The following is a 23,744-nucleotide window of genomic DNA, read 5'->3' as shown; positions in this document are numbered from 1 at the left end:
TCGGCGCGCGATTGCACCGGCGCCGCCTGAGTGCGGCGCCCAAAAAAAACCCGGCTCGATGGCCGGGTTTTTTGTTGGTGCGGCGCGTGCCGCACGGTGCTGTCGTCAGAACTGCCACCACGACTTCTTCGCGCCGGGGCGCGAGTGGCCCGTGACGTACGGGCTGTCGGGGAACGTGCCGGCGAGCACGCGCTTCGTGTCCTCGGCGAGTTCCGGCTGGTTCAGCTTGCCGTACGACAGGATCATGATGTGCAGTGCGTCCTCGATCGCCGGGGCGCCCTTGTAGTCCTTGATCGCGAGCTGCGCACGGTTGATGGCCGCGACGTAGGCGCCGCGCCGGTAGTAGTAGTCGGCCGCATGCACTTCGTGCGATGCGAGCGCGTTCACGATATAGCGCATCCGCGCGGCGGCGTCGGGCGCGTACTTGCTCTTCGGGAAGCGGTCGACGACGACCTTGAACGCATCGTACGATTCACGCAGTGCCTGCGGATCGCGCTCGCTCATGTCCTGGCCGGAGAAGCGGCCGAACAGGCCGAGATCGTCGTTGAAGTGGATCATCCCCTTCAGGTAGTACGCGTACGGAATATCCGGATGATCGGGGTGGAGCTGGATGAAGCGATCGACGGCCTGGTCGGCGGCGGCCGCTTCGTTATCCTTCCAGTTGCAGTATGCAACGTTGATCTGCGCCTGCTGCGCGAAATGGCCGAACGGATCGCGACCTTGCAGCGATTCGAAATATTTCGCGCACTTGCCCCAGTCGCCGCCGGACAGTGCGTCCTGGGCCTCTGAGTATAATTTGTTGTTCGACCAGGTAGCCGTCTCGTCCTGCTTCTGCGGCAAGCCGTGGCAGCCGGCGATGAGGGCCGCGGCCGCTACCGCCGCAGCCCGGGCGGCGACGGTTCTGGCCGTGCGTTTGGTCGAATTCATCATGCTCGCATGTCCTAGCTTCAAGTCTCGGTGACCCAGTCTAAATGACCCGTTCAAGTTCGCAGAATGCCCAGCCGGGCACACCAAATCGCGAAGATTATAGCCCAAGCGATCGGCCCGCCGACGCTGCCTCGGGGGATTCCCTCGATGACGATCTGACCGGTGACGTAATGCAGCCGCCCGTCGTGCCGTCCGCGGCGGTCGATGAAGCGCCGCGCGTCGTCGAAGTGCCGATGTCGCTCGCGGGTGAGCGCCTCGACAAGGCGCTCGCCCAACTGTTCCCCGAATTCTCGCGCAGCCGCCTGCAGAGCTGGATCGAGGCGCAGCGCGTGCTCGTCGACGGCGCGCCGGCGAAGATCCGCCAGCCGGTGCCGCTCGGCGCGAAGATCGAGCTCGTGCCCGACCTGCTCCCCGAGCAACTCGCCTTTACGCCGGAGCCGGTGCCGCTCGACGTGATCTACGAGGACGACGCGCTCGTCGTCATCAACAAGCCGGCCGGCCTCGTCGTGCATCCGGCCGCCGGCAACTGGAGCGGCACGATCCTCAACGGGCTGCTGCATCGCTATGGCGACGCGGCGGCCGGCCTGCCGCGCGCCGGGATCGTCCACCGGCTCGACAAGGAAACGTCGGGCCTGATGGTGGTGGCGCGCACGCTGGCCGCGCAGACGGATCTCGTGCGCCAGCTGCAGGCCCGCACGGTGAAGCGCCGTTATTTTGCGCTCGTGTGGGGCACGATGCCCGAGGACGGCACGATCGACGCGCCGATCGGCCGCGATCCGCGCGAACGCACGCGCATGGCCGTCGTCACGGGCGCATCGGGCAAGCCCGCGCGCACGCATTTCCGCACGGTTGACACATGCCTGTGGCAACGTCAGCCGGTTTCGGCGATCCAGTGCGATCTCGAGACCGGTCGCACGCACCAGATCCGCGTGCACTGCGCGCACGTCGGGCATCCGCTGCTCGGCGATCCCGTGTACGGTCGTGCGCGCGGCAAGCGTTCGGTCACGCCGCTGCCGGACGGGTTCGCGCGTCAGGCGCTGCATGCATGGCGACTCGGCCTCGTGCATCCGGTCACTGGCAAGGCGATGCAATGGCGCTGCCCGCTGCCGGACGACATGAACACACTCGTCGCGGCGCTCGGCTTCGGGCAGGGCGACGAGGAATTCGACGACGATGACGGTGTCTACGACGATGACGATTTCGGCGGCGAGTATCAGGACGACGAGCCGGACATGGACGATGAGGAGGAGTGAGTGCCGATGACGAACCTGGCGCCGCTGACGTGGCAGGACTGCGTACAGCCCGACTGGCAGGTGTCGCCGCGCGTGCGCGCGCTGATCACGACGCGCGACGGCGGGGTGAGCGAAGGCCCGTACGGGCGCTGGCAGCGCGGCGACGCGCTGCCGGGCGGGATGAATCTCGGTCTGCATACCGGTGACGACCCGGCCCATGTGGCAGGGAATCGCGCACGCTTGCTGGCGCTGGCGGGCCAGTCGAGCGCTGCGTGGCTCGAGCAGGTTCACGGCGCGCAGATCGTGCGCGCGGACGAGGTGATCGCGGCGGCGCCGATGGCGACGGCGCCGGTGCAGGCCGACGCGAGCGTCACCGACCGCGCGGGTGCCGTCTGCGTCGTGATGGTCGCGGATTGCCTGCCCGTGCTGCTGTGCGACACGCAGGGTCGTGCGGTCGGCGCCGCCCATGCGGGCTGGCGCGGGCTGGCGGCCGGCATCGTCGAGCAGACCGCGGCGTGTGTCGCGGCACTCGCGGGCGGTGCGATGGACGCGCTTCACGCGTACCTCGGGCCGGCGATCGGCCCGCAGGCGTTCGAGGTGGGCGCCGACGTGCGTGACGCGTTTCTCGACACGGCCCCGCAGTCGGAGCATGATGAAACCCGGCTTGCGTTCGTCGCGATCGAGGGCGCGCCGGGCAAATTTCTTGCCGATCTCTATGCGCTTGCGCGCCTGCGTCTCGCGCGTGCGGGCGTTGTGCACGTGAGCGGCGGAACGGCTTGCACGGTCACCGAACAGGCACGCTTCTATTCTTACCGGCGCGATCGCGTGACGGGCCGCATGGCAGCAGCGATCTGGCTGGCCGATTGACGGAATGCGCATGCGCGTGGAGTTTATTGCGCCGCAAAATCGGGTTATCTCGATATTTCGGCCGCGATGCCGCGCTGCATGCGCGATTGAATGGAAAATCCCGAAGTCAAGTCAACCAAAATGTTTTATGTTTCGCCGGAACCCTTGTCCCGTCTGTTGTGCGAGGATTATCTCCGTACGGAAATGTTCAGTGGGTTGACATGGCGCTTCACATGGGGAAAACGATAATGATAAAAATACCGCACTGCGGCAGAATCTGGAGACGCCTCTCCAGAGCATGACGGCCCGGCTCGCAGCCGGCATGCCGCGCGCGAGCAGGATTTCACGATAGACGCTCACGAATCACCGGTAAGGCAGGTAATGACAGCATCGAAAAAATCGTCGACGTCCGCTCAGGCGGGCACTTCCCCGGGCAGCATTGGTTTCGATCCGGCCGCCCAGCCGATGCAGCAGATGTTCGAGTCGTGGTTGAACGCGTGGCGCGGTTTTGCGGATCCGGCACGCGCCGCGACTGCGTCGGCCACCGTGAATCCGTTCGCCACATTCCAGTTTCCGACATCGTTCCCGTTCCAGATGCCGTCGATGCCCGATTTCGGCGCGATGGCGTCGCCGTTCGCCGGGTTGAAGCTGCCGGCCGCCGCGATTCCGCCCGAGCGGCTGCAGGCGCTGCAGGCCGACTACGCGCGCGATTGCATGGCGCTGATGCAGCAGGCCGCCGCGGCGAAGCTGGAGTCGCCCGAGCTGAAGGACCGCCGTTTCAGCGGCGACGCGTGGAAGGCGTCGCCGGCGCATGCGTTCGCGGCGGCCTGGTATCTGCTCAACGCGCGCTATCTGCAGGAACTGGCCGATGCGCTGCAGACCGATCCGAAGACGCGCGAGCGCATTCGTTTCACGGTCCAGCAATGGACGGCCGCAGCCGCGCCGAGCAACTTCCTCGCACTCAATCCCGACGCACAGAAATCGATCCTCGAAACGCAGGGCGAAAGTCTGCGGCAAGGGATGATGAACCTGCTCGGCGACATGCAGCGCGGCAAGATTTCGCAGACCGACGAATCGCAATTCGTGGTCGGCAAGAACCTCGGGTGTACTGAAGGTGCGGTCGTCTACGAGAACGACCTGATCCAGCTGATCCAGTACACGCCGAAGACGGACAAGGTGTTCGAGCGGCCGCTGCTGATCGTGCCGCCTTGCATCAACAAGTTCTACATCCTCGACCTGCAGCCCGAGAATTCGCTCGTCGCGCATGCGCTGTCGAACGGCCATCAGGTGTTCCTCGTGTCGTGGCGCAACGCGGACGCATCGGTCGCGCACAAGACGTGGGACGACTACATGAACGAAGGGCTGCTCGCGGCGATCGACGCCGTGCAGCAGGTCAGCGGCCGCGAGCAGATCAACACGCTCGGCTTCTGCGTCGGCGGCACGATGCTCGCGACCGCGCTCGCGGTGCTTGCCGCGCGCGGCGAACATCCGGCCGCGTCGATGACGCTGCTCACCGCGATGCTCGACTTCACCGATACCGGCATTCTCGACGTGTTCGTCGACGAGGCGCACGTGCAGATGCGCGAGCAGACCATCGGCGGCAAGAACGGCACGCAGCCGGGGCTGATGCGCGGCGTCGAATTCGCGAACACGTTCTCGTTCCTGCGTCCGAACGACCTCGTGTGGAACTACGTCGTCGACAACTACCTGAAGGGCCGCACGCCGGCGCCGTTCGACCTGCTGTACTGGAACAGCGATTCGACGAGCCTGCCGGGCCCGATGTACGCGTGGTACCTGCGCAATACCTATCTCGAGAACAAGCTGCGCGAGCCGGGCGCGTTGACCGTGTGCGGCGAGTCGGTGGACCTGACGCTGATCGACGTGCCGACCTTCATCTACGGTTCGCGCGAGGATCACATCGTGCCGTGGCAGACGGCCTATGCGTCGACGTCGATCCTGTCGGGCCCGCTGAAGTTCGTGCTCGGCGCGTCGGGGCACATCGCGGGCGTGATCAATCCGCCGGCGAAGAAGAAGCGCAGCTACTGGGTCAACGACAGCGACCTGCCCGAATCGGCGGACGACTGGTTCGCCGGTGCAACCGAGCACCCGGGCAGCTGGTGGACGACCTGGGTCGAATGGCTCGACCAGTACGGCGGCCGCAAGGTGGAGCCGCCCGCCCAGCCCGGTACCGCGCAGTTCCCGGTGATCGAACCGGCGCCGGGCCGCTACGTATTGCAGCGCGATTGACGAAAACCGGACAGCGGCGCAGGCTGTCCGGTGCACCGCAGTTTTTTTAACAGGGCCGGTAGCGATGCGCCGTGTCGTGCGGGCCTGGAGGAAAGGGAAATGACGGACGTAGTGATCGTATCGGCCGCGCGGACCGCGGTCGGCAAATTCGGCGGTTCGCTTGCGAAGATTGCGGCGCCCGAGCTGGGCGCGACGGTGATCCGCGCGGTGCTGGAGCGTGCGGGCGTGAAGCCCGAGCAGGTCAGCGAAGTGATCATGGGCCAGGTGCTGACGGCCGGTTCCGGGCAGAACCCGGCGCGGCAGTCGCTGATCAAGGCCGGGCTGCCGACGGCAGTGCCGGGGATGACGATCAACAAGGTGTGCGGCTCCGGCCTGAAGGCCGTGATGCTGGCGGCGAACGCGATCGTCGCGGGTGATGCCGAGATCGTGATCGCGGGCGGCCAGGAGAACATGAGCGCGTCGCCGCACGTGCTGCCGGGCTCGCGCGACGGGTTCCGGATGGGCGACGCGAAGCTGGTCGACACGATGATCGTCGACGGCCTGTGGGACGTGTACAACCAGTACCACATGGGCATCACGGCGGAGAACGTCGCGAAGGAGTACGGGATCACGCGCGAGGAGCAGGACGCGTTCGCGGCGTTGTCGCAGAACAAGGCGGAAGCCGCGCAGAAGGCCGGCCGCTTAGACGATGAAATCGTGCCGGTGGCGATTCCGCAACGCAAGGGCGAGCCGCTGCAGTTCGCCACCGACGAATTCGTGCGTCACGGCGTGACGGCGGAGTCGCTGGCGGGGCTGAAGCCGGCGTTCTCGAAGGACGGCTCGGTGACGGCGGCGAACGCGTCGGGGCTGAACGACGGCGCGGCGGCGGTGCTGGTGATGTCGGCGCAGAAGGCGGCGGCACTCGGCCTGACGCCGCTGGCGCGGATCAAGGCGTACGCGAACGCGGGCGTGGATCCGAGCGTGATGGGGATGGGCCCGGTGCCGGCATCGCGCCGCTGCCTGGAGCGCGCGGGCTGGACGCCGGGCGACCTGGACCTGATGGAGATCAACGAGGCGTTCGCGGCGCAGGCGCTGGCGGTGCACAAGCAGATGGGCTGGGACACGTCGAAGGTGAACGTGAACGGCGGGGCGATCGCGATCGGCCACCCGATCGGCGCGTCGGGCTGCCGGATCCTGGTGACGCTGCTGCACGAGATGGCCAAGCGCGATGCGAAGCGCGGGCTGGCGTCGCTGTGCATCGGTGGCGGGATGGGGGTCGCGCTCGCGGTCGAGCGTCCGTAAGCGGCCCTCCGCAGGCGGCTGTTCTCAAGCGGCCATTCGCGACCAGCGAACCGAATTCGTGTGCCGGCCGATTGCGGCTTCGGCCGGCGTCACGTGAAGTCAGAGGGGGCCTCCGGCAGCTCTCGAAACCAAAAAATGGAGTGAGATTTATGTCTCAGCGAATTGCGTACGTAACGGGCGGGATGGGCGGCATCGGCACCAGCATCTGCCAGCGCCTGTCGAAAGACGGCTTCAAGGTGGTCGCAGGTTGCGGCCCGAACTCGCCGCGCCGGGTGAAATGGCTCGAGGAGCAGAAGGCGCTCGGGTACGATTTCATCGCGTCGGAAGGCAACGTCGGCGACTGGGACTCGACCAAGGAAGCGTTCGACAAGGTCAAGGCCGAAGTCGGCGAGATCGACGTGCTGGTCAACAACGCGGGCATCACGCGCGATGTCGTGTTCCGCAAGATGACGCACGAAGACTGGACCGCCGTGATCGACACCAACCTGACGAGCCTGTTCAACGTGACGAAGCAGGTGATCGACGGAATGGTCGAACGCGGCTGGGGCCGGATCATCAACATTTCGTCGGTGAACGGCCAGAAAGGGCAGTTCGGCCAGACCAACTACTCGACCGCGAAGGCCGGTATCCATGGCTTCACGATGTCGCTCGCCCAGGAAGTCGCGACGAAGGGCGTGACGGTCAACACCGTCTCGCCGGGCTACATCGGCACCGACATGGTGAAGGCGATTCGCCCGGACGTGCTCGAGAAGATCGTCGCGACGATCCCGGTGCGGCGTCTCGGCGGGCCGGAGGAAATCGGTTCGATCGTCGCGTGGCTCGCGTCGAACGATTCCGGTTTCGCGACGGGCGCAGACTTCTCGCTGAACGGCGGCCTGCACATGGGCTGAGCGTCCGCGCTGCGCGGGCCGGGTGGCCGCGCAGCCGGGCGTTTTCCGAAGGCCCCCGCCTCCCGTATTCGGGCGGCGGGGATTCGTCACTTCCGCTACGCTGCACTCAAAGGCGTTACATGACTACTACAAAGAAGACGGCCGAACGGCTCATCAAGAAGTACCCGAACCGTCGGCTCTACGATACCGAGACAAGCACGTACATTACGCTGACCGACGTGAAGCAACTCGTGCTGGAGCAGGAGGACTTCAAGGTCGTCGATGCGAAATCCAACGAAGACCTGACGCGCAGCATCCTCCTGCAGATCATCCTCGAAGAGGAAAGCGGCGGCGTGCCGATGTTCTCGTCGTCGATGCTGTCGCAGATCATCCGTTTCTACGGGCATGCGATGCAGGGCATGATGGGCACGTACCTGGAAAAGAACATCCAGGCGTTCATCGACATCCAGAACAAGCTCGCGGATCAGTCGAAGAACCTGTACGAAGGCAATGCGATGAATCCGGAAGTCTGGTCGCAGTTCATGAACATGCAGGCGCCGATGATGCAAGGGATGATGACCAGCTACATCGAGCAGTCGAAGAACATGTTCGTGCAGATGCAGGAGCAGATGCAGAACCAGGCGAAGTCGATGTTCAGCACGTTCCCGTTCAAGCAGCCGGGCGCGTCGGAGCCGGAAAAGAAGTAACGGTTTCGCGGCAGGCCGACCGCGGCGGGCAACCCGTCGGGCGTCGGTGCCGCGAAGCAGCGCGGCGCGGGTCGGCTGATCGTGCATTCGGGCGCGACGATGTGTGCGGCCGCCGCCTGCCGGATCCTCTTGCCGACGGTCGTTCATGACCGTCGGCACCGAATGCGCATGCCGGGTTCGGGCGTGCGCGGACGTTGTTCAGTCGATCGAGATCCCGTCACTTGCGAAGGAACACCGGGGCGTGTCGTGCCTGATGGTGCGCGTTCGTGCACGCACGCGTACCATGAGCGGCGCCGCGCGGTGTGGCGTGGAAGCTGCGTTCGGCGAAATGCAATGACGCCGCCCGGGCAGGACAGGCCGTGATGCGCGACGCCGCATCGAGGCAATGCGACCAAGAAAAAACCGACTGAGAGAAAGCATGCGTGGGATTCGAGTGGCACCAGCCGACCGGCTGGCTGGTTTAGCTTCGATGTTCATGCTGGGCGTTGGCGTGGTGGTGCCTGCCTTTGCGATGGATTGCGCGAAAGCCGTGCAGTCGCTCGAGAAGCGCATCTGCGCGAGCTCCATCCTGCGCGCAGCCGACTCGCGGATGAGTTCGGCGTACGCGGGTGCGCTGAAGGCCGCACCGGACACGGCGATCCGCGACATGCTGGTGCGCAGCCAGCGCCGCTGGATCAGCGCGCGCAACAATCGTCTCGACGCCGATTACGAAGGTCGTGCGCTCGCCGTCGACGAAGTGCGCAAGGCAATCGATCGGCGCACCGCCGTACTGGCCGATCAATCGAACAAAGGGTTGATCGCGCGTGCGCAGGCCGAGCGCCAGTGGCTCGCGAAATACACGGGCGGCCCCCTTACCGGTTTCGATGCAAACTGCGACTTCATTCCCGACGATGCAACTGGCGCGCACGTTTCCTACGCATGTTTCGGCGCGGTCCATGTGCAGCATCGCGCGCGGGTCTGCAGCCAGAGCGAGGACTGGGCGACCGGGGCGGTCTATCAGTACCGGTCGGTGAGCACGGCCGATGGCGCGAAGGTGCGACCCGTTGCGTACTGCGAAGCGCAGGCCCATGGGAGTGCGTGCGACACCGGTGGCGCGCAATCGGCGTGGACGCGTGTGGGGGCTTCCGGCGGGGATAACCGCGCGTCAGCGCCGGTAGCCGGGCTGCCGCAACTCGATGCGGAAATGTGGCCGATCGGCGATGGAGACGATGCTTTGTGGTTCGAGCGGTGCCTGACGGCCGCGAAGTTTCCGTGAGCGCCGGATGGGATTGGTCCGTTGTGTGGGCCCGCTTCGGCGGGCTTTTTTACGCGCGCGTGGTGGGCGGTTCAATACGCGGCGGGCCGGGCGTGCGCAATGGCCGACGTTACCGGCCCGGCTTGTCTTATGCCGGGAATCCCTGCTCGTCGTCGTGCGGCGGCAGATCGAGCACGAGCTTGACCGCGCAGTAGTTCGCCTTGAGCGAAAACACGCGGCCGATCACGAGGAACGTCTGTCGCGAATTCTCGAGCTCGACGAAGTCGCCCGGTTGCGGCACGTGCGCGCCCTGGTCGTACGAGAAGCTGGTGCTGGTTTGCTCGCCGATGGTTTCGGCTGCGTGTTCGGTGAATTCGATCGTGATGTGGGTGGTCATGCGAACCCCGTTGGGTAATGGAAGAGAGGGAAGAGCGTGGACGCTGCGATTTTCGCATAGCGACGGGGCGGTTCCGGCGGAATTGTCGGGAAGCGACGCGTGCGCGTGGATCCCCGTCACTTCGCCGATTTCCAGTCGAAGGCGGACCGCACGGTCCTGGCCGGCACATTGTGCAGCCAGAGCAGCTTGATCGCCGCCTCGTCGTTCGGGAAGTGGCCACGCATCTTGCCGCACATGGCGTTGACGGTAAGCCGACAGCCCCTCATCCCGCCTCAAACCGACGCGAGCGGCACGCACGTTGCCCATGCGTGTTTCGGCACGGTCCATGTGCAGCGTCGTGCACGGATCGGCAGCCAGGGCGAGGACTGGGCGACCGGTGCCGATGATCAAAACCGGTCGTCGATTGCGACCGTCGGCGCGAAGGTACATCCGGTGGCGTTCTGCGAAGCGCAGGCGCGCGCACGATCGTGCGATGGCAGCGGCCCGGCCGAAGCCGGGCGGGGTATGGAACGAAGCGAGGCGGCGGTTATTTCTCCGCGAACGTGCCTGCTTCCACCAACGTCATCTTGTCGGGGTCCAGGTACCTGCGGATGGCGGTGTTGACCTGCTCGACGGTCAACGCTCGGACGCGCTCGGGATAGGTGTCCAGGTCACTCAGCGGGCGATCCTGGAGCACCGTCTGGGCGATCATGGAGGCCATCTGCCCGGTGGTTTCCATCGCGACTTGATGGCGGCCGATCATGCCGTCCTTGCGTGCATCCAGTTCCGCTTGGGTCACGCCCTGTTTCCACCAGGCATCCAGAATCCGGCGCGTGCTGGCGACGCCCTTGTCCAGCAGGGGCGGGGCGAAGCTGCTCGTGATGACGAATCCGCCGTCCATCAGGGAGAGCCCGGACAGGCCGGCGCGGATGCCATAGGTCAGGCCTTCCTTGTCGCGGACCCCTGCCATCAGGCGGCCGGTGAAGCCGTTGCCCAGGATGTTGACAGCCGCGCTGAGGGGCAGATAGTCGGCATCGTTGGCGCGCAGGTCGATGGCCTGACCCAGCATCACGCTGACGGATTCCTTGTCCCCCATGGCGATGCGCTGCGTGTCGGGCCGGCTTGCCTTGCGTGGCGGGCCCTGTCGCACGAGTGCCCGGCCCCCGCTCCAGCCCGCGAAGGCTTCGGTCACCATGGACTGCAGGCCGCGAGGGTCCGCGCCGCCGACCACGACCAGCGTCATGTGGGCGGGCCCGTAATAGGCTTGATGAAAGGCCTTGATGTCGTCCAGCGTGGCAGCGGCGATTGCGTCGAGCATCCGTTCGCGCGGCACCGGTGCATTGAGGTGGGCAGCGGGGTAAATGGAACGATCCAGCGCCTCGGTGGCCCGAACCGACGGGTTTTCTCCGGCGTGACGGACCGCGGCCTCCAACCGGCTCTTGGCCTTGGCCAGCTCTTCCGGCTTGAAGGCCGGCAGGCGTAACTGCTCGGCCATCAGGTCGATCAGCGTCGGCAAATCCTTGGTCAGGCTTTGGCCGTGTATGCCGACATAGCCGCCGTCGGTCTGGAACGACAACTGGGCGCCCAGGCTTTCCAGCAGCGCGGAGATCGCCACCTTGTCGCGACGGGTGGTGCCCTCCTGCAGCAACATGCCCGTCAGCAACGGCACGGCGGGATTGGCCGCCTTGCTGGCCGTGTCGGCATCGCCCAGGGGCATCACCCCGGTCACGGACACCATTTCCTGCGGCGACATCGAATAGGTCAATAGCGTGATGCTGCCGGCCTGGGCGCGCACGACGCGCTCGGCGATGCCTGCCTGAGCCGCAACAGGCAGGCACAGCACGGCGAACCACACGAGCCACGTCCGCAGAGGGTTGAAACGAACATGCTTCATCACGATTTCTCCGGGACGAACCAGCCGGTGGTGCTCTGGTTTTCAACGAGGTACTTGCGGGCGACGCGCTGCACGTCGGCGGGCGTCACCTTTTCGAGTTCTTCGAGCTCGGTGACGAACCGTGTCCAGTCGCCCTGCGAGACCGCGTTGCCCAATCGGGCGGACGTCGCGCGGACGCCGTCACGCTGGTAGACCTGATCGGCCCGGTAAGGGCCGAGCACCCGCTGGATATCCTCGCGAGTGACGCCCTCGGTCTTGATCCGCTCCAGTTCGGTCCAGGCGATTTTCTCGGCCTGCTCGTGTTTCGCGTCGGGCGGCAGGCTGATCGTCACGACGAACGGGCCGGGATCGCGCAGTGCATGGAAGCCGGCGCCGGCTTGCGTGGCAACCGTCGTGTCGACCAGTGCGCGGTACAGCCGGCTGCTCTTGCCCTGGCTCAATACCAGGCCCAGTACGGTCAACGCAGGCGCATCGGGGTCGAGCGCGCGCGGCCCCTTGAAGGCGATGATCAGACTGCCCGTTGCGCCCGCGCGTTTGAGCACCAGCCGTCGCGGCCCCTGCTGCGGCGGCTCTTCGGTCGTGACGGCGGGAATGGCCTGGGGCGCGCGCGGGATGCCGCCGTAATACTGCCTGACCCACCCCAACGCCTGGTCCGGCCGGAAATCGCCGACCAGGATGACGGTGGCGTTGTCCGGCCAGTAGAAGGTGTCGTAGAAACGGCGCAGCTTGTCCACGCTCGCATGCTCGATGTCGCTACGCCAGCCGATGGTGGGATGGTGGTAGGGATGCGCCTGGTAAGCCGTGGCCATGACCTGCTGGAACAAGGCGGTGAAAGGACTGTTCTCGCCTCGCTCGTACTCGTTGCGTACCACCGTCATCTCGCTGGCCAGGTCTTCCGGGCGCAGCAGGAGGTTGCGCATGCGGTCGGCCTCGATCGCGATGTAGCCTTCCAGCGCATCGCGCCCGAGCGTGCCGAAGTAGTTGGTGCGGTCCATCGAAGTGGTGGCGTTGAAGGTCGCACCCACTCGCTCCATGTAGCTGTTCAGTGCATTGCCGAGCGCCTTGTTGTAGTGCTGGCTGCCCTTGAACATCAGGTGCTCGAGCAGGTGAGTGTCGCCGGTCGTGCCCGCGGCTTCGTTGCGTGAACCCACCCGGTACAACACCTGGAAACTGACCACCGTCGCAGCGGAATCGGGCACGGCTAGCACGGTAAGGCCGTTGGCATCCAGACGGTATTCGTCGATGCCGCCCAGGGAGCGCACGTGGGTAAAGCCCGGTACCTCGACGGGTTGGGCCATCGCCGTGCCCGCAATCAACGGGCACAGCGAGAGCCAGGTGCATATCAAACGTCGTACTGACATGTAGCGTCCTTTTGTGTAGGCGCCGGCTCGGCGGTCAGTTGACTGCGATGCGTCGAGCGCGGCGAACGTGGAGTTTTTCATACTTTTCGATGCGTGTTGACCGATGGCGCGTTGCGGGGGCGTCGCTGCCGTGATGCGTTCGTCGACGGCCGTACGTGGCTTGACCGTCGACGCGTAGCGACAGACGGCGCGATTTCAAAGTGAAAGGGACGTATCGAGCAGTCGTCGCATGACGGCCCGCCGCCGCGTCGTGCATCCAATTCGACTATCGATGCCGCCGCCGATCGCCTGTTTTGCCTCGCCACCCCTAAATGGCTGTAAACTCACGCTTTTGCTGCCACGCCCCCACATTCCAGATGTCCCAATCCCCCAAAGTAGGGTTCGTATCCCTCGGGTGCCCGAAGGCGCTCGTCGACTCCGAACAGATCATCACGCAACTGCGCGCCGAAGGTTATGAAATCTCCGGCACCTACGACGGTGCCGACCTCGTCGTCGTGAACACCTGCGGCTTCATCGACGAAGCCGTGCAGGAAAGCCTCGACGCGATCGGCGAAGCGCTGACCGAGAACGGCAAGGTGATCGTCACCGGCTGTCTCGGCGCCAAGTCGAGCGCCAGCGGGTCTAACCTGATCGAGGAAGTCCACCCGAAGGTGCTCGCCGTCACCGGCCCGCACGCAGTGGGCGAAGTGATGCAGGCCGTGCATTCGCACCTGCCGAAGCCGCACGACCCGTTCACCGATCTCGTGCCCGCCGCCGGCATCAAGCTCACGCCGCGCCACTACGCGTACCTGAAGATCTCCGAAGGCTGCAACCACCGCTGCACGTTCTGCATCATCCCGTCGATGCGCGGCGACCTCGTGTCGCGCCCGGTCGCCGAAGTGATGCTGGAAGCCGAGAACCTGTTCAAGTCGGGCGTGAAGGAACTGCTCGTGATCTCGCAGGACACGAGCGCGTACGGCGTCGACGTGAAGTACCGCACGGGTTTCTGGAACGGCAAGCCGATCAAGACGCGCATGACCGACCTGGTCGCCGCGCTCGGCGAACTCGCCGCGCAGTATGGCGCATGGGTGCGCCTGCACTACGTGTATCCGTATCCGAGCGTCGACGAAGTGATTCCGTTGATGGCCGAAGGCCCGTTCAAGGGCCACGTGCTGCCGTACCTCGACGTGCCGTTCCAGCACGCGCACCCGGAAGTGCTGAAGCGCATGAAGCGTCCGGCGAACGCCGAGAAGGTGCTCGAGCGCGTGCAGAAGTGGCGCGAGATCTGCCCGGACCTGACGATTCGCAGCACGTTCATCGCGGGCTTCCCCGGCGAGACGGAAGCGCAGTTCGAAACGCTGCTCGACTTCATCCGCGAGGCGGAACTCGATCGCGTCGGCTGCTTTGCGTATTCGCCGGTCGAAGGCGCGACCGCGAACGAACTCGACGGCGCGCTGCCGGATGAAGTCCGCGAGGAACGCCGCGCGCGCTTCATGGAAGTCGCCGAGGAAGTGTCGGCGAACCGCATCCAGCGCAAGGTCGGCAAGACCCTCAAGGTGCTGATCGACGAAGTCAGCGAGGAAGGCGGGATCGGCCGCACGGCAGCCGATGCGCCGGAGATCGACGGCGTCGTCTATGTCGAGCCGGCGGCGAAGGCATCGAAGCGCTACAAGGTCGGCGATTTCGTGTCCGTGAAGATCACGGGCGCCGACGGCCACGATCTGTGGGGCGAGGTGTAAGCGATGGCCGCCGCATTTCCGGAGATCCTCGCGCTCGGCGAGGCGATGATCGAATTCAACCAGTCGCAGCCGGGCCGGCCTGAATTCCTGCAGGGCTTCGGCGGCGATACGTCGAACTTCTGCATCGCCGCCGCGCGCCAGGGCGCATCGACGGGTTTCGTGTCGGCGATCGGCGACGATCCGTTCGGCCGCCTGCTGGCCGACATGTGGCGCGCGGAACGCGTCGACACGACGTACGTGCGCGTCGACCGCACGGCGCCGACCGGCGTGTACTTCGTCACGCACGGCGCCGATGGTCACCAGTTCGACTACCTGCGTGCGGGCTCGGCGGCGAGCCGTTATGCAACCGGTGATCTGCCGCTCGACGCGCTGGCTGCCGCGAAAGCGGTGCACCTGTCGGGCATCAGCCTGGCGATCAGCACGGCTGCGTGTGACGCCGCATTCGCGGCGACTGACCACGCGCGCCGCCACGGCGCGAAGGTCAGCTTCGACACGAACCTGCGGCTGAAGCTGTGGCCGCTGCCGCGCGCCCGCGCGGTGATGCGCGAAGCGCTGCGCCAGACGGACATCTGCCTGCCCAGCTGGGACGACGTGACGGCACTCACGGGCGCGAACGATCGCGATGCGATCGTCGATGCGATGCTCGAACACGGGCCGCAGATCGTCGCGTTGAAGCTCGGCAAGGAAGGCGCTTACGTGGCGACGCCGAACGAACGGCGCGTCGTGCCGGGCTTCGCGGTCGAGGCCGTCGACGCGACGGGCGCGGGCGATTGCTTCGGCGGTGCGTTCGTCGCGCGGATCGTCGCGGGCGACGATCCGTTCGCGGCGGCGCGTTATGCGAACGCCGCGGCGGCACTGTCGACGACGGGCTACGGCGCGGTCGCGCCGATTCCGCACCGCGATGCGGTGGAGCACCTGATGCAGGGCTGACGCGGCACGCGCACGCCGGCCGCGGCAATGCGCTCGTGACGATGTGCATGGGCGGCGGGCAAGGCATCGCCGCGATTTTCGAGCGAATCTGAAGCAAGGAGCAACACAAGGTGGGTCGATATTCGCAATGGCAACGGGCGCTCGTCGTCGCGGGCGCGCTGGCGGTGGGCATGGCGATACCGGGCGTCTGCGCGGCGCAGGCCGCCACGCCGGGCGCGCAGCAGGATGAACCGGCCATGGCGCGGCCGCTGAAGCCGAATCCCGAGTTCGCCCGCCTGCCGCGCTATGAAGGCACGCTCGGTGACCGGCCGATCGTCGTGCATCTCGGCCCGAAGACGGACGAGGAAGGCGTGCACGGCGAATACCAGTTCGCCGATACGGGCGAGGTCGTGCTGCTCGCGGGCGATCGCGACGGCGACACGCTCGAAATCGAGGAATCGAACGACGGCACGAACATCACGGGCGTGTGGATCGGCCGCTTCGACGCGACGGGTGCCCTGAAGGCCGACCGGATGAATTCTGACGAGTCGGATCCGCAGCCCGTCGTGCTGCGTCTCGCGCCGGGCAAGCGTGCGGCGCTGCAGGTACGCGACGGCCGCGTGCAGGAAATCGAGACGGTGGGCGGCGTCGTCAACCTGCGCACCGACGACTGAACCCGCGCTGGCTCGGTGCGCGCGGCGCGCATTGTACCGGGCCAATTGCGCCGATTTTGGCTAATCTAGCTGCATATTCCGCAACCGAACGGCCTCGTGCCCGGCTTCCCGTCATGACTGCATCCACTCCCAAGCGCGCACTGCAAACCCGCATCGTTCAACCCGACGACGTGATCCCGGAAGGCTTCCGTTCGTTCGTGCCGCCGGTCGCGCGCGCGTCGACGGTCGTGTTTCCCGATCTGGCGACGATGCGTGCGCTCGTCTGGCACAACGACAATCAGTGGCGCTACGGCCTGCATGCGACGCCGACGTCGCTCGCGCTCGCGCAGCGGCTGGCCGAGATCGAGGGCGGCACGCATGCGCTGCTGCAGCCGTCGGGCCTCGCGGCGATCATGAACGTCTACTTCGGGATCGTGAAAGCCGGCGACGACGTGCTGATTCCGCACAACGTGTACGGGCCGAACGCCGATTTCGGCAACTGGCTCGCGAAGGACTTCGGCATCACCGCGCGCTTCTACGATCCGCTGATCGGCGCCGGTATCGCCGACCTGATCCAGCCGAACACGCGGCTGATCTGGATCGAGGCGCCCGGCTCGGTGACGATGGAAGTGCCGGACGTGCAGGCGATCACGGCGGCCGCGAAGGCGCGCGGCATCGTCACCGCGATCGACAACACGTTTTCGGCCGGGCTCGCGTTCAAGCCGTTCGAACATGGCGTCGACATCTCGGTGCAGGCGCTGACCAAATACCAGTCGGGCGGCAGCGACGTGCTGATGGGCGCGACGATCACCGCGAACGCGGAGCTGCATGCACAGCTGAAGCTCGCGCGGATGCGCTGCGGCGTCGGCGTGTCGGTCGACGATTGCTCGCTCGTGCTGCGCAGCCTGCCGAGCATGCAGGTGCGGTTCGATGCGCACAGCAAGAGCGCGCTCGCGCTCGCGCAATGGCTGAAGGCGCGGCCGGAGATCGCGGCGGTATTGCACCCGCAGATCGCCGATTGCCCGGGGCACGCGTCGTTCATGCGCGATTTTACCGGCGCGGGCGGGTTGTTCTCGGTGGTGTTCGACGAGCGCTACAGTGCGGAGCAGGTCGACCGCTTCGTCGAGTCGCTCGAGCTGTTCGCGATCGGCTGGAGCTGGGGCGGCGCGTGCAGCCTCGCGATGCCTTACGACGTCGCGTCGATGCGTCCGGACTGGGCGCATCGCGGTACGCTGGTGCGTTTCTATGTCGGCCTGGAAGACGAGGGCGACCTGCGTGCGGACATCGAGCGCGCGCTGCAGGCTGCGCTGGGCTGATCGCCCGCCGACAACGTTCGGCAGAAAAACAAGACGCCGGCGCGATGTTGCATCGCGCCGGCGTTTTTCATGTCGGCTGCCGCGGGATCAGAACAGCCGCAGCAGCCCGTCGAGGCCGACGTGATCGAACGCGACCGTCGCCGCATCGCGCACGACGGGCTTCGCGTGGTACGCGACCGACAGCCCGGCCTCGGCCATCATCTTCAGGTCGTTCGAGCCGTCGCCCATCGCGATCGCGCGGCGCGGCTCGAGGCCGAGCGACGCGCACGTCTCGCGCAGCAGGCGCGCCTTCACGTCGGCGTTGACGATCTCGCCGAGCACCTTGCCGGTCAGCTTGCCGTCGACGATCTCGAGCGTGTTCGCATGCGCGTAGTCGAGGCCGAGGCGCGCCTTCAGCCGTTCGGTGAAGAACGTGAAGCCGCCCGACACGAGCAGCGTCTTCATGCCGGCGGCCTTCACGCCGGCGAGCATCTGCTCGGCGCCCGGCGACAGTTGCAGCCGTTCCTCGTACACGCGTTCGAGCGCGTGCGCGTCGAGCCCGGCCAGCAGCGCGACGCGGCGCGTGAGGCTTTCGTTGAAGTCGCGGATCTCGCCGCGCATCGACGCTTCGGTGATCTCGGCGACCTGCGTTTTCAGCCCGCAGAAATCGGCGATCTCGTCGATGCACTCGATCGTGATCAGCGTCGAATCCATGTCCATCACGGCGAGCCCGAAATCGCCGAGCGAGAGGCCGGCCTCGACGAACGCGAAGTCAAGTGCGTGCGTGCCGCAGTAGGCATCGATGTCGAGGCGCTGCGCCGGGTTCGCGTGGTCGATCCGCAGCGCATGATCGTCGGTCTGCACGATGCGGGTGCCGCGCGACAGCGCGAGCAGCGGTTTGTGATGGGTGTCCGACAGCGGCGCAAGACTCTGGATGACGAGGTTGTGGGTCATGACGGGATGGTTGGGAAGCGAATGAAATGCGTCTGCGGCCAACGGGCAGCCGCCTGCCGATGCGGGCCCCGTCCGGCGTCGGGCCCTTGCGTGGCGAACGCGCCATTGTAGCCGGTTGGCCGCATGCGGCGGTCGGGTGAGGATCGAAACCGTGCGCGGGGGGCGGTCATGGCCTGTCCGTGCGATCCCAGTACGGCGGATCGCCGAAATGCTCGGCCAGGAACGTGATGAAGGCGAGCGTCTTCAGCGGAACGTGCGCGCGGCTCGGGTAGACGGCCCAGATCGCGATGTCTTCCGCGAACGGATAGTCGTCGAGCACCGTGACGAGCGCGCCGCTCGCGAGCAGCGGGCCGACGTCCCAGGTCGACTTGATCGCGATCCCGAAGCCGTCGACGAGCGCTTCGCGGATCGCCTCGCCGTTGCTCGCGACGAGCCGGCCGCCCACCCGCACGGTGAGCGGGCCTTGCGGCGTGGCGAACGACCAGTCGCGCTGGTCGCCGAGGATCACGCATTCGTGCTGCGCGAGGTCGGCCGGATGGCGCGGCGTGCCATGTTCGGCGAGATACGCGGGCGAGCAGCACAGCACGCGGCGGTTCGTGGCGAGCTTGCGCGCGACGAGCGTCGAATCCTTCAGCGCGCCGAGGCGGATCGCGACGTCGTAGCCGTCGTCGACGAGGTCGACGATCTCGTCCGACAGCCGCAGGTCGAGCGACACGGACGGGTAGCGGCGCAGGAACGCGGGAATCACCGGCGCGACATGCTGGCGGCCGAACGACGACGACATCGACACCTTCAGCCGCCCGTACGGCTCGGAGCGGCCGTGGCCGACCGATGCGCGCGCGGCATCGGCAGCCGACAGCAGCGTGTCGGCGTGCGCCATGAAGACTTCACCATCCTGCGTGAGGCTGATGCGGCGCGTGGTGCGGTGCAGCAGCCGCGCGCCGAGCTGGCGTTCGAGTTGCGCGATGCGCGCGCTCGCGACCGCGGCCGATACACCGAATTCACGGCCGGCCGCGGTGACGTTCGCGAGCAGCGCCGCGCGCACGAACAGCGCGACGTCGAGCAGGTCGAGCGGCTTGTCCGGCGTCGGAATCGTATCGGAGGCCATTATTCTGAAATTCCTGAAAATGTTTCAGGAAATATAGCGCTTTTCTCGAAGGATCGGGTTGCCTACGATGACGTTCATGGGGCTGCGCCGCGGCCCACAGGTTTCCTTGAAGGAGTGTCGTGATGAAAGCCGTTGGACTGACCCGTTATCTGCCGATCGACGACCCGCAAGCGCTGCTCGACGTGGAGCTGCCGCAGCCCGTGCCGGGCCCGCGCGACCTGCTCGTGAAGGTCGAGGCAATTTCCGTGAACCCGGTGGACTTCAAGGTGCGCGCGCCGAAGCCGCAGGTCGAGGACACGCCGCGCGTGCTCGGCTGGGATGCGGCCGGCACGGTGGTCGCGGTCGGCGCCGACGTCACGCTGTTCCGGCCCGGCGACGAAGTGTTCTACGCGGGCAGCATCACGCGGCCGGGCGCGAACAGCGAATTCCATACGGTCGACGAGCGAATCGCCGCGCTGAAGCCGCGCACGCTCGATTTCGCCGCATCCGCCGCGCTGCCGCTCACTGCGCTGACCGCATGGGAAGCACTGTTCGACCGGCTGCGTGTATCACCGCAGGGCGCGGACGCCGGCAAGTCGGTGCTGATCATCGGCGGTGCGGGTGGCGTGGGTTCGATCGCGATCCAGCTCGCGAAGACGCTCGGCAAGCTGCACGTGATCGCAACCGCATCACGGCCGGCGTCGGCCGGATGGGTGTGCTCGCTGGGCGCGGACGCGGTGGTCGACCATTTCGGCGACCTGCCGGCGCAGCTGCGCGAGGCCGGGCACCCGAACGTCGACTACGTGCTGATTTTCAACGACACGGATCGGCACTTTCCTGCCGCTGCGGAGGTCATCCGGCCGCAGGGCGGCATTTGCACGATCGTCGAGAACGACAAGCCGGTGCCGGTCGAATTGCTGAAGGCGAAGAGTGCGGCGTTTCATTGGGAATTCATGTTCACGCGCGCGATGTTCGAGACGCCGGACATGATCGAGCAGCACCGGATCCTCGGCGAAGTCGCGCGGCTGGTCGACGGCGGCACGCTGCGCACCACGGTCGGCGAGCAGCTCGGCACGATCAACGCGGCGAACGTGCGGCGCGCGCACCAGTTGCTCGAGGCCGGGCGTTCGATCGGCAAGCTCGTGCTGAGCGGCTTCTGAGCTGGCCTCGCGTTTAAGGTCGCGGCGCCGCGAACGCAAGCGGGGTAACACCCGATGCGTTTGCGGCGCATTGCATGCCGCTTGGCGGTAGACTGGCAGCGCATCATGCATCGAAAACCGCGCGGCACGCGCGTGCCGCCGCATACCAAGGAGGTCAGCATGAGCCAACGCAGCTTGTCAGTCGCCGCAACGTGGTCGGTCGTGTTCGCGGCGGCGTGCGTCAGCGCGAGCGTATTCGCGGCGCCGCCGGTCAAGGGCAGCCTGAAGGGCGGCGGTACCGGACAGCTCGAATACACCGTCAAGGTCGACTCGAAGACCTTCGGCAATACGCAGGAGACCCGCAAGATCCGCTCGGGCGAGACGGACGACTTCAACTGGAAGTCGGTGCCGCCGAGCGGGGCGGTCGCGATGCCGGAAGGTTGCCCGAACGCCGACAACCTGCCGCGCGACGAGAACGGCGCGATGGTGCGCCAGACCCAGGTGCGGCTCGCGCCGTCGATCGACGCGAAGGGGATCGCCAACGTGCAGTTGAGCTTCCAGGCAGCCGCGCCGAAAGGCACGCGCAACGTGACGGCCGGCGGCAAGTCGCTGCAGTGTCCGGACGTCGTGTCGGTGAGCCAGGTGAAGTGGGTGTCGATCCCGACCAACGGCGGGTCGAAGTCCGTCACGATGAGCGATGGCACGAAAGTGACGGTGTCGATCAAGCGTTGAGCGGTGCGCATGGGCCGGCGTCGGAGCCGGTGCGCGCGCAACGGATTCGACTTGCGGTACCACGCGGCGACACGTGACCGTTTCGTGTCGCCGTCACAGTGCTTTCTCGCGACCTGCTTCAGCGGCATGGCGGCCGTTCGCCGTGCGGTGGCGTCGCGTAGCGACCCGCGTGACGTCATGAGCCTGTCACGCTATGCTCGCCCGCATCATCACCTTCCTGTCACGACATCCCCATGAAATACCGAATGCGCGCGCTGTTGTGTGTTTTTGCGTTCGTCGCCGCGCACGCGCACGCGGCCGACGATTGCGGGTTCGTGAAGAAAGTCGAGCTGTCGTCGCGGCAGCAGGTGGCCGTCGTGTCGAGCGGCGCGCTCGAACCGTGCTCGACCGGCAGCTACGCGGTGCGCGTGTATTCGACCGCGCATGCCGCCCCCGGCTTCGATACCGACGATTACGTGACGGGCGCGCTGCATGCGCGTGATGGTACGGTTACCGATGCATTCACGGCCGACCTCGGTGCACGTGCGCCGCAGGCGCTCGTCGTGACGACGCGCTCGGCCGGCAGCGGCGGCTATGTCGGCGCGCAAGCCTATGTGACGACACCGCGCGCCGTGAAGCTCGTCGCGTCGGTCGACGGGCTCGCGCCCGACGCGGACATCCCAGCCGCGTTGCGGCAGGCGCTCGGCAAACGCCACGGCGCGCGCTGACTGGCGAACCGCGCGAACGCGTCGCGCGATGGCGCCGGGTGTCAGTGCGCGCGTTCTTCGAGCCGCGCGGCGAGAAAGCGGTGATCGGCCGAGAACAGCCGGCGATAGGTCATCAGCACCGCACCGACCGTGCCGAGCGCGGAGGCAGCGGCAATCAGGAACATGATCACGATCTGGTAGCGCACGGCCTGCAGCGGCGACTGGCCGGCCAGCACCTGGCCCGTCATCATCCCCGGCAGGCTCACGACGCCGACGACGGCCATCTGGTTCAGCGTCGGCAGCATGCCGGCGCGCACCGCTTGGCGCGCGGCGTCCTGCGCGGCTTCCCAGCGCGTCGCGCCGAGCGCCAGCGCGGTTTCGACGCGGTCGCGGCGCGCCGTGAGCTCTTCCATCATCCGCTCGACACCGAGCGACACGCCCGTGAGCGTATTGCCGAGAATCATCCCGAGGATCGGAATCGCGTACTGCGGCGCGTACCAGGGGTGGATGCGGATCACGACGAACAGGCCGACCGCCGCGACGAACCAGCTGCTGAACCAGATCGACGCGATGCTGTCGATGCGCTGGCCGCGATACGTGCGCTTGCCGCGCCCCGCGCCGGCGAACCCGGCGATCAGCGTCATCAGCGCGGTGAGCGGCAGCACGATGTACCAGTGAGGGTGACCGAACACCCAGCCGAGCACGTAGCCGATCGCGAGCAACTGCACGACGGTGCGTACGGCCGCGAGCGCGAGCTTGCGGCCGAGGCCGAGCGACAAGGCCATCGAGATCGCGCCGTTGACCGCGACGAGCGCGGCGGCGATGCCGACGTCGACGAGGCTCAGGTCCTGCAGTGCGGGGCTCATCGCGTGGCCTCCGTCGGGTCGGCCGCGTGCATCACGCCGGCCTGCATCACGAGCCGCATCGTGCCGATCCGCGCGGCCTGGGCCGGGTCGTGCGAGATCCACATGTACGCGCGGGCGTCGGGCGCCGCGTCGAACCATGCGCCGACGAGCGCCTCGATCGCGCGCGCCGATTCGGGGTCGAGCGCGGACGTCGGCTCGTCGAGCAGCAGCACGTCGGGATCGAGCTGCAGCACGCGCAGCAGCGCGGTGATCTGCGCTTCGCCGCCGGACAGGTCGCTCGCGCGCTTGTCGAGAAAGTCGGGGCCGCGACCGGCCTGCGCGGCGAGCGCTTCGGCGCGCGCGCGATCGAACGCCACGTCGCGATAGATCGCGAGCGAATACGGATAGCGCAGCTGCGATTCGACGGTGCCGTCCATCTGCGCGGGGCGCTGGCGCACATAGGCGACGCTGCGGCGGTAACGCGGGATCGCATTGCGCCGGATCCGTTTGCCGCGCCACAGGATGTGGCCGCCGTCGAGCGGATCGAGCAGCGCGAGCGCGCGCAGCAGCACGCTCTTGCCGGACCCGGACGGCCCGGTGATAGCAATTCGCGATCCCGCCGCGAGGCTGAAATCGGTCGGGGCGAGCAGGGTCTTGCCGCTGCTGGCATCGCGCCGCGTGATGCGCGCTGCATCGATGAGGCCGGTGGGGGCTGTCATGTCACAAATGAAAAAAAGCGTTAATGGCGCCGA

At 66.7% G+C, this 23,744-nt stretch carries 22 protein-coding genes; 14 read left to right on the top strand and 8 right to left on the bottom strand.

Annotated elements, in window-relative coordinates; genetic code table 11:
- Nucleotides 1-105: 105 nt before the first annotated feature.
- Nucleotides 106-930 (bottom strand): outer membrane protein assembly factor BamD, encoded by an 825-nt coding sequence (locus CFB41_RS09470; RefSeq protein WP_011549700.1) that lies wholly within the window; start codon nucleotides 928-930, stop codon nucleotides 106-108.
- A 41-nt stretch (nucleotides 931-971) separates the two neighbouring features.
- Between CFB41_RS09470 and CFB41_RS09465 the strand changes: the two genes are divergently transcribed.
- From CFB41_RS09465 to CFB41_RS09430, 7 genes are all read left to right on the top strand, one after another.
- Nucleotides 972-2,180 (top strand): RluA family pseudouridine synthase, encoded by a 1,209-nt coding sequence (locus CFB41_RS09465; protein WP_089456314.1) that lies wholly within the window; start codon nucleotides 972-974, stop codon nucleotides 2,178-2,180.
- A 6-nt stretch (nucleotides 2,181-2,186) separates the two neighbouring features.
- Nucleotides 2,187-3,026: a peptidoglycan editing factor PgeF gene (gene pgeF, locus CFB41_RS09460; protein WP_089456615.1), complete on the top strand. Its 840-nt coding sequence runs from the start codon at nucleotides 2,187-2,189 to the stop codon at nucleotides 3,024-3,026.
- A 360-nt stretch (nucleotides 3,027-3,386) separates the two neighbouring features.
- Complete coding sequence (locus tag CFB41_RS09455; RefSeq protein WP_089425550.1) at nucleotides 3,387-5,252, top strand: alpha/beta hydrolase; 1,866 nt, start codon at nucleotides 3,387-3,389, stop codon at nucleotides 5,250-5,252.
- Nucleotides 5,253-5,351: 99 nt separating this feature from the next.
- Nucleotides 5,352-6,533, top strand: coding sequence for an acetyl-CoA C-acetyltransferase (locus tag CFB41_RS09450; RefSeq protein ID WP_089456313.1), 1,182 nt, complete (start codon nucleotides 5,352-5,354; stop codon nucleotides 6,531-6,533).
- 149 nt (nucleotides 6,534-6,682) lie between these two features.
- Entirely contained in the window at nucleotides 6,683-7,423 is a 741-nt protein-coding gene (locus CFB41_RS09445) for a 3-ketoacyl-ACP reductase (protein ID WP_027784565.1), read from the top strand.
- Between the two features lie 119 nt (nucleotides 7,424-7,542).
- Nucleotides 7,543-8,109 carry a polyhydroxyalkanoate synthesis repressor PhaR gene (phaR, locus tag CFB41_RS09440; protein ID WP_006485265.1) on the top strand — a complete coding sequence of 189 codons (567 nt, stop codon included), beginning with the start codon at nucleotides 7,543-7,545 and terminating at the stop codon, nucleotides 8,107-8,109.
- Between the two features lie 469 nt (nucleotides 8,110-8,578).
- Nucleotides 8,579-9,364, top strand: coding sequence for a lysozyme inhibitor LprI family protein (locus CFB41_RS09430; protein WP_256940915.1), 786 nt, complete (start codon nucleotides 8,579-8,581; stop codon nucleotides 9,362-9,364).
- Nucleotides 9,365-9,491: 127 nt separating this feature from the next.
- Here CFB41_RS09430 and CFB41_RS09425 read toward each other — a convergent pair whose 3' ends face one another.
- From CFB41_RS09425 to CFB41_RS09415, 3 genes are all read right to left on the bottom strand, one after another.
- A complete protein-coding gene (locus CFB41_RS09425) occupies nucleotides 9,492-9,740 on the bottom strand; it encodes a hypothetical protein (protein ID WP_089440216.1) in 249 nt (82 codons plus the stop codon).
- A 526-nt stretch (nucleotides 9,741-10,266) separates the two neighbouring features.
- Nucleotides 10,267-11,613 (bottom strand): pitrilysin family protein, encoded by a 1,347-nt coding sequence (locus CFB41_RS09420; protein ID WP_089456310.1) that lies wholly within the window; start codon nucleotides 11,611-11,613, stop codon nucleotides 10,267-10,269.
- Nucleotides 11,613-13,055, bottom strand: coding sequence for a pitrilysin family protein (locus tag CFB41_RS09415; protein ID WP_256940914.1), 1,443 nt, complete (start codon nucleotides 13,053-13,055; stop codon nucleotides 11,613-11,615). Before CFB41_RS09415 ends, CFB41_RS09420 begins: the two co-directional genes overlap by 1 nt.
- A 275-nt stretch (nucleotides 13,056-13,330) precedes the next feature.
- Here CFB41_RS09415 and rimO point away from each other — a divergent pair, with 275 nt between their 5' ends.
- From rimO to CFB41_RS09395, 4 genes are all read left to right on the top strand, one after another.
- On the top strand, nucleotides 13,331-14,692 hold the full coding sequence (gene rimO / locus CFB41_RS09410; protein WP_089456309.1) for a 30S ribosomal protein S12 methylthiotransferase RimO: 1,362 nt from the start codon (nucleotides 13,331-13,333) through the stop codon (nucleotides 14,690-14,692).
- Between the two features lie 3 nt (nucleotides 14,693-14,695).
- Entirely contained in the window at nucleotides 14,696-15,622 is a 927-nt protein-coding gene (locus CFB41_RS09405; RefSeq protein ID WP_089456308.1) for a sugar kinase, read from the top strand.
- A 110-nt stretch (nucleotides 15,623-15,732) separates the two neighbouring features.
- A complete protein-coding gene (locus tag CFB41_RS09400) occupies nucleotides 15,733-16,275 on the top strand; it encodes a hypothetical protein (RefSeq protein ID WP_089456307.1) in 543 nt (180 codons plus the stop codon).
- A gap of 113 nt (nucleotides 16,276-16,388) precedes the next feature.
- Nucleotides 16,389-17,570: a cystathionine beta-lyase gene (locus tag CFB41_RS09395; protein WP_089456306.1), complete on the top strand. Its 1,182-nt coding sequence runs from the start codon at nucleotides 16,389-16,391 to the stop codon at nucleotides 17,568-17,570.
- Nucleotides 17,571-17,657: 87 nt separating this feature from the next.
- Here CFB41_RS09395 and serB read toward each other — a convergent pair whose 3' ends face one another.
- Both serB and CFB41_RS09385 read right to left on the bottom strand, forming a co-directional pair.
- Nucleotides 17,658-18,503, bottom strand: coding sequence for a phosphoserine phosphatase SerB (gene serB, locus CFB41_RS09390; RefSeq protein WP_089456305.1), 846 nt, complete (start codon nucleotides 18,501-18,503; stop codon nucleotides 17,658-17,660).
- 166 nt (nucleotides 18,504-18,669) lie between these two features.
- Nucleotides 18,670-19,611, bottom strand: a complete 942-nt coding sequence (locus CFB41_RS09385) for a LysR family transcriptional regulator (RefSeq protein ID WP_089456304.1) — start codon at nucleotides 19,609-19,611, stop codon at nucleotides 18,670-18,672.
- A 122-nt stretch (nucleotides 19,612-19,733) separates the two neighbouring features.
- Here CFB41_RS09385 and CFB41_RS09380 point away from each other — a divergent pair, with 122 nt between their 5' ends.
- From CFB41_RS09380 to CFB41_RS09370, 3 genes are all read left to right on the top strand, one after another.
- Nucleotides 19,734-20,750: a zinc-binding alcohol dehydrogenase family protein gene (locus CFB41_RS09380; RefSeq protein WP_089456303.1), complete on the top strand. Its 1,017-nt coding sequence runs from the start codon at nucleotides 19,734-19,736 to the stop codon at nucleotides 20,748-20,750.
- Nucleotides 20,751-20,909: 159 nt separating this feature from the next.
- The gene (locus CFB41_RS09375) at nucleotides 20,910-21,461 is read left to right on the top strand and encodes a DUF6013 family protein (RefSeq protein ID WP_089456613.1); all 552 of its coding nucleotides are present in this window, start codon (nucleotides 20,910-20,912) and stop codon (nucleotides 21,459-21,461) included.
- A gap of 233 nt (nucleotides 21,462-21,694) precedes the next feature.
- Complete coding sequence (locus tag CFB41_RS09370; RefSeq protein ID WP_089456302.1) at nucleotides 21,695-22,168, top strand: PliI family lysozyme inhibitor of I-type lysozyme; 474 nt, start codon at nucleotides 21,695-21,697, stop codon at nucleotides 22,166-22,168.
- Nucleotides 22,169-22,209: 41 nt separating this feature from the next.
- Here CFB41_RS09370 and fetB read toward each other — a convergent pair whose 3' ends face one another.
- Complete coding sequence (gene fetB / locus CFB41_RS09365) at nucleotides 22,210-23,013, bottom strand: iron export ABC transporter permease subunit FetB (protein WP_039357836.1); 804 nt, start codon at nucleotides 23,011-23,013, stop codon at nucleotides 22,210-22,212.
- Nucleotides 23,010-23,711 (bottom strand): ATP-binding cassette domain-containing protein, encoded by a 702-nt coding sequence (locus CFB41_RS09360; protein ID WP_089456301.1) that lies wholly within the window; start codon nucleotides 23,709-23,711, stop codon nucleotides 23,010-23,012. Before CFB41_RS09360 ends, fetB begins: the two co-directional genes overlap by 4 nt.
- Nucleotides 23,712-23,744 lie beyond the last annotated feature (33 nt).

The organism is Burkholderia sp. AU33803 (genome assembly GCF_002223095.1).
Taxonomy (GTDB): Bacteria; Pseudomonadota; Gammaproteobacteria; order Burkholderiales; family Burkholderiaceae; genus Burkholderia.
This window is presented reverse-complemented; position numbering and strand designations above follow the sequence as displayed.

What these genes read in the sequence shown, in the direction of transcription:
- CFB41_RS09470 (WP_011549700.1), bottom strand. Translation starts at nt 930, where the DNA reads ATGATGAATTCGACCAAACGCACGGCCAGAACCGTCGCCGCCCGGGCT.
- CFB41_RS09465 (WP_089456314.1), top strand. Translation starts at nt 972, where the DNA reads ATGACCCGTTCAAGTTCGCAGAATGCCCAGCCGGGCACACCAAATCGC.
- pgeF (WP_089456615.1), top strand. Translation starts at nt 2,187, where the DNA reads ATGACGAACCTGGCGCCGCTGACGTGGCAGGACTGCGTACAGCCCGAC.
- CFB41_RS09455 (WP_089425550.1), top strand. Translation starts at nt 3,387, where the DNA reads ATGACAGCATCGAAAAAATCGTCGACGTCCGCTCAGGCGGGCACTTCC.
- CFB41_RS09450 (WP_089456313.1), top strand. Translation starts at nt 5,352, where the DNA reads ATGACGGACGTAGTGATCGTATCGGCCGCGCGGACCGCGGTCGGCAAA.
- CFB41_RS09445 (WP_027784565.1), top strand. Translation starts at nt 6,683, where the DNA reads ATGTCTCAGCGAATTGCGTACGTAACGGGCGGGATGGGCGGCATCGGC.
- phaR (WP_006485265.1), top strand. Translation starts at nt 7,543, where the DNA reads ATGACTACTACAAAGAAGACGGCCGAACGGCTCATCAAGAAGTACCCG.
- CFB41_RS09430 (WP_256940915.1), top strand. Translation starts at nt 8,579, where the DNA reads ATGTTCATGCTGGGCGTTGGCGTGGTGGTGCCTGCCTTTGCGATGGAT.
- CFB41_RS09425 (WP_089440216.1), bottom strand. Translation starts at nt 9,740, where the DNA reads ATGACCACCCACATCACGATCGAATTCACCGAACACGCAGCCGAAACC.
- CFB41_RS09420 (WP_089456310.1), bottom strand. Translation starts at nt 11,613, where the DNA reads ATGAAGCATGTTCGTTTCAACCCTCTGCGGACGTGGCTCGTGTGGTTC.
- CFB41_RS09415 (WP_256940914.1), bottom strand. Translation starts at nt 13,055, where the DNA reads ATGAAAAACTCCACGTTCGCCGCGCTCGACGCATCGCAGTCAACTGAC.
- rimO (WP_089456309.1), top strand. Translation starts at nt 13,331, where the DNA reads ATGTCCCAATCCCCCAAAGTAGGGTTCGTATCCCTCGGGTGCCCGAAG.
- CFB41_RS09405 (WP_089456308.1), top strand. Translation starts at nt 14,696, where the DNA reads ATGGCCGCCGCATTTCCGGAGATCCTCGCGCTCGGCGAGGCGATGATC.
- CFB41_RS09395 (WP_089456306.1), top strand. Translation starts at nt 16,389, where the DNA reads ATGACTGCATCCACTCCCAAGCGCGCACTGCAAACCCGCATCGTTCAA.
- serB (WP_089456305.1), bottom strand. Translation starts at nt 18,503, where the DNA reads ATGACCCACAACCTCGTCATCCAGAGTCTTGCGCCGCTGTCGGACACC.
- CFB41_RS09385 (WP_089456304.1), bottom strand. Translation starts at nt 19,611, where the DNA reads ATGGCCTCCGATACGATTCCGACGCCGGACAAGCCGCTCGACCTGCTC.
- CFB41_RS09380 (WP_089456303.1), top strand. Translation starts at nt 19,734, where the DNA reads ATGAAAGCCGTTGGACTGACCCGTTATCTGCCGATCGACGACCCGCAA.
- CFB41_RS09375 (WP_089456613.1), top strand. Translation starts at nt 20,910, where the DNA reads ATGAGCCAACGCAGCTTGTCAGTCGCCGCAACGTGGTCGGTCGTGTTC.
- CFB41_RS09370 (WP_089456302.1), top strand. Translation starts at nt 21,695, where the DNA reads ATGAAATACCGAATGCGCGCGCTGTTGTGTGTTTTTGCGTTCGTCGCC.
- fetB (WP_039357836.1), bottom strand. Translation starts at nt 23,013, where the DNA reads ATGAGCCCCGCACTGCAGGACCTGAGCCTCGTCGACGTCGGCATCGCC.
- CFB41_RS09360 (WP_089456301.1), bottom strand. Translation starts at nt 23,711, where the DNA reads ATGACAGCCCCCACCGGCCTCATCGATGCAGCGCGCATCACGCGGCGC.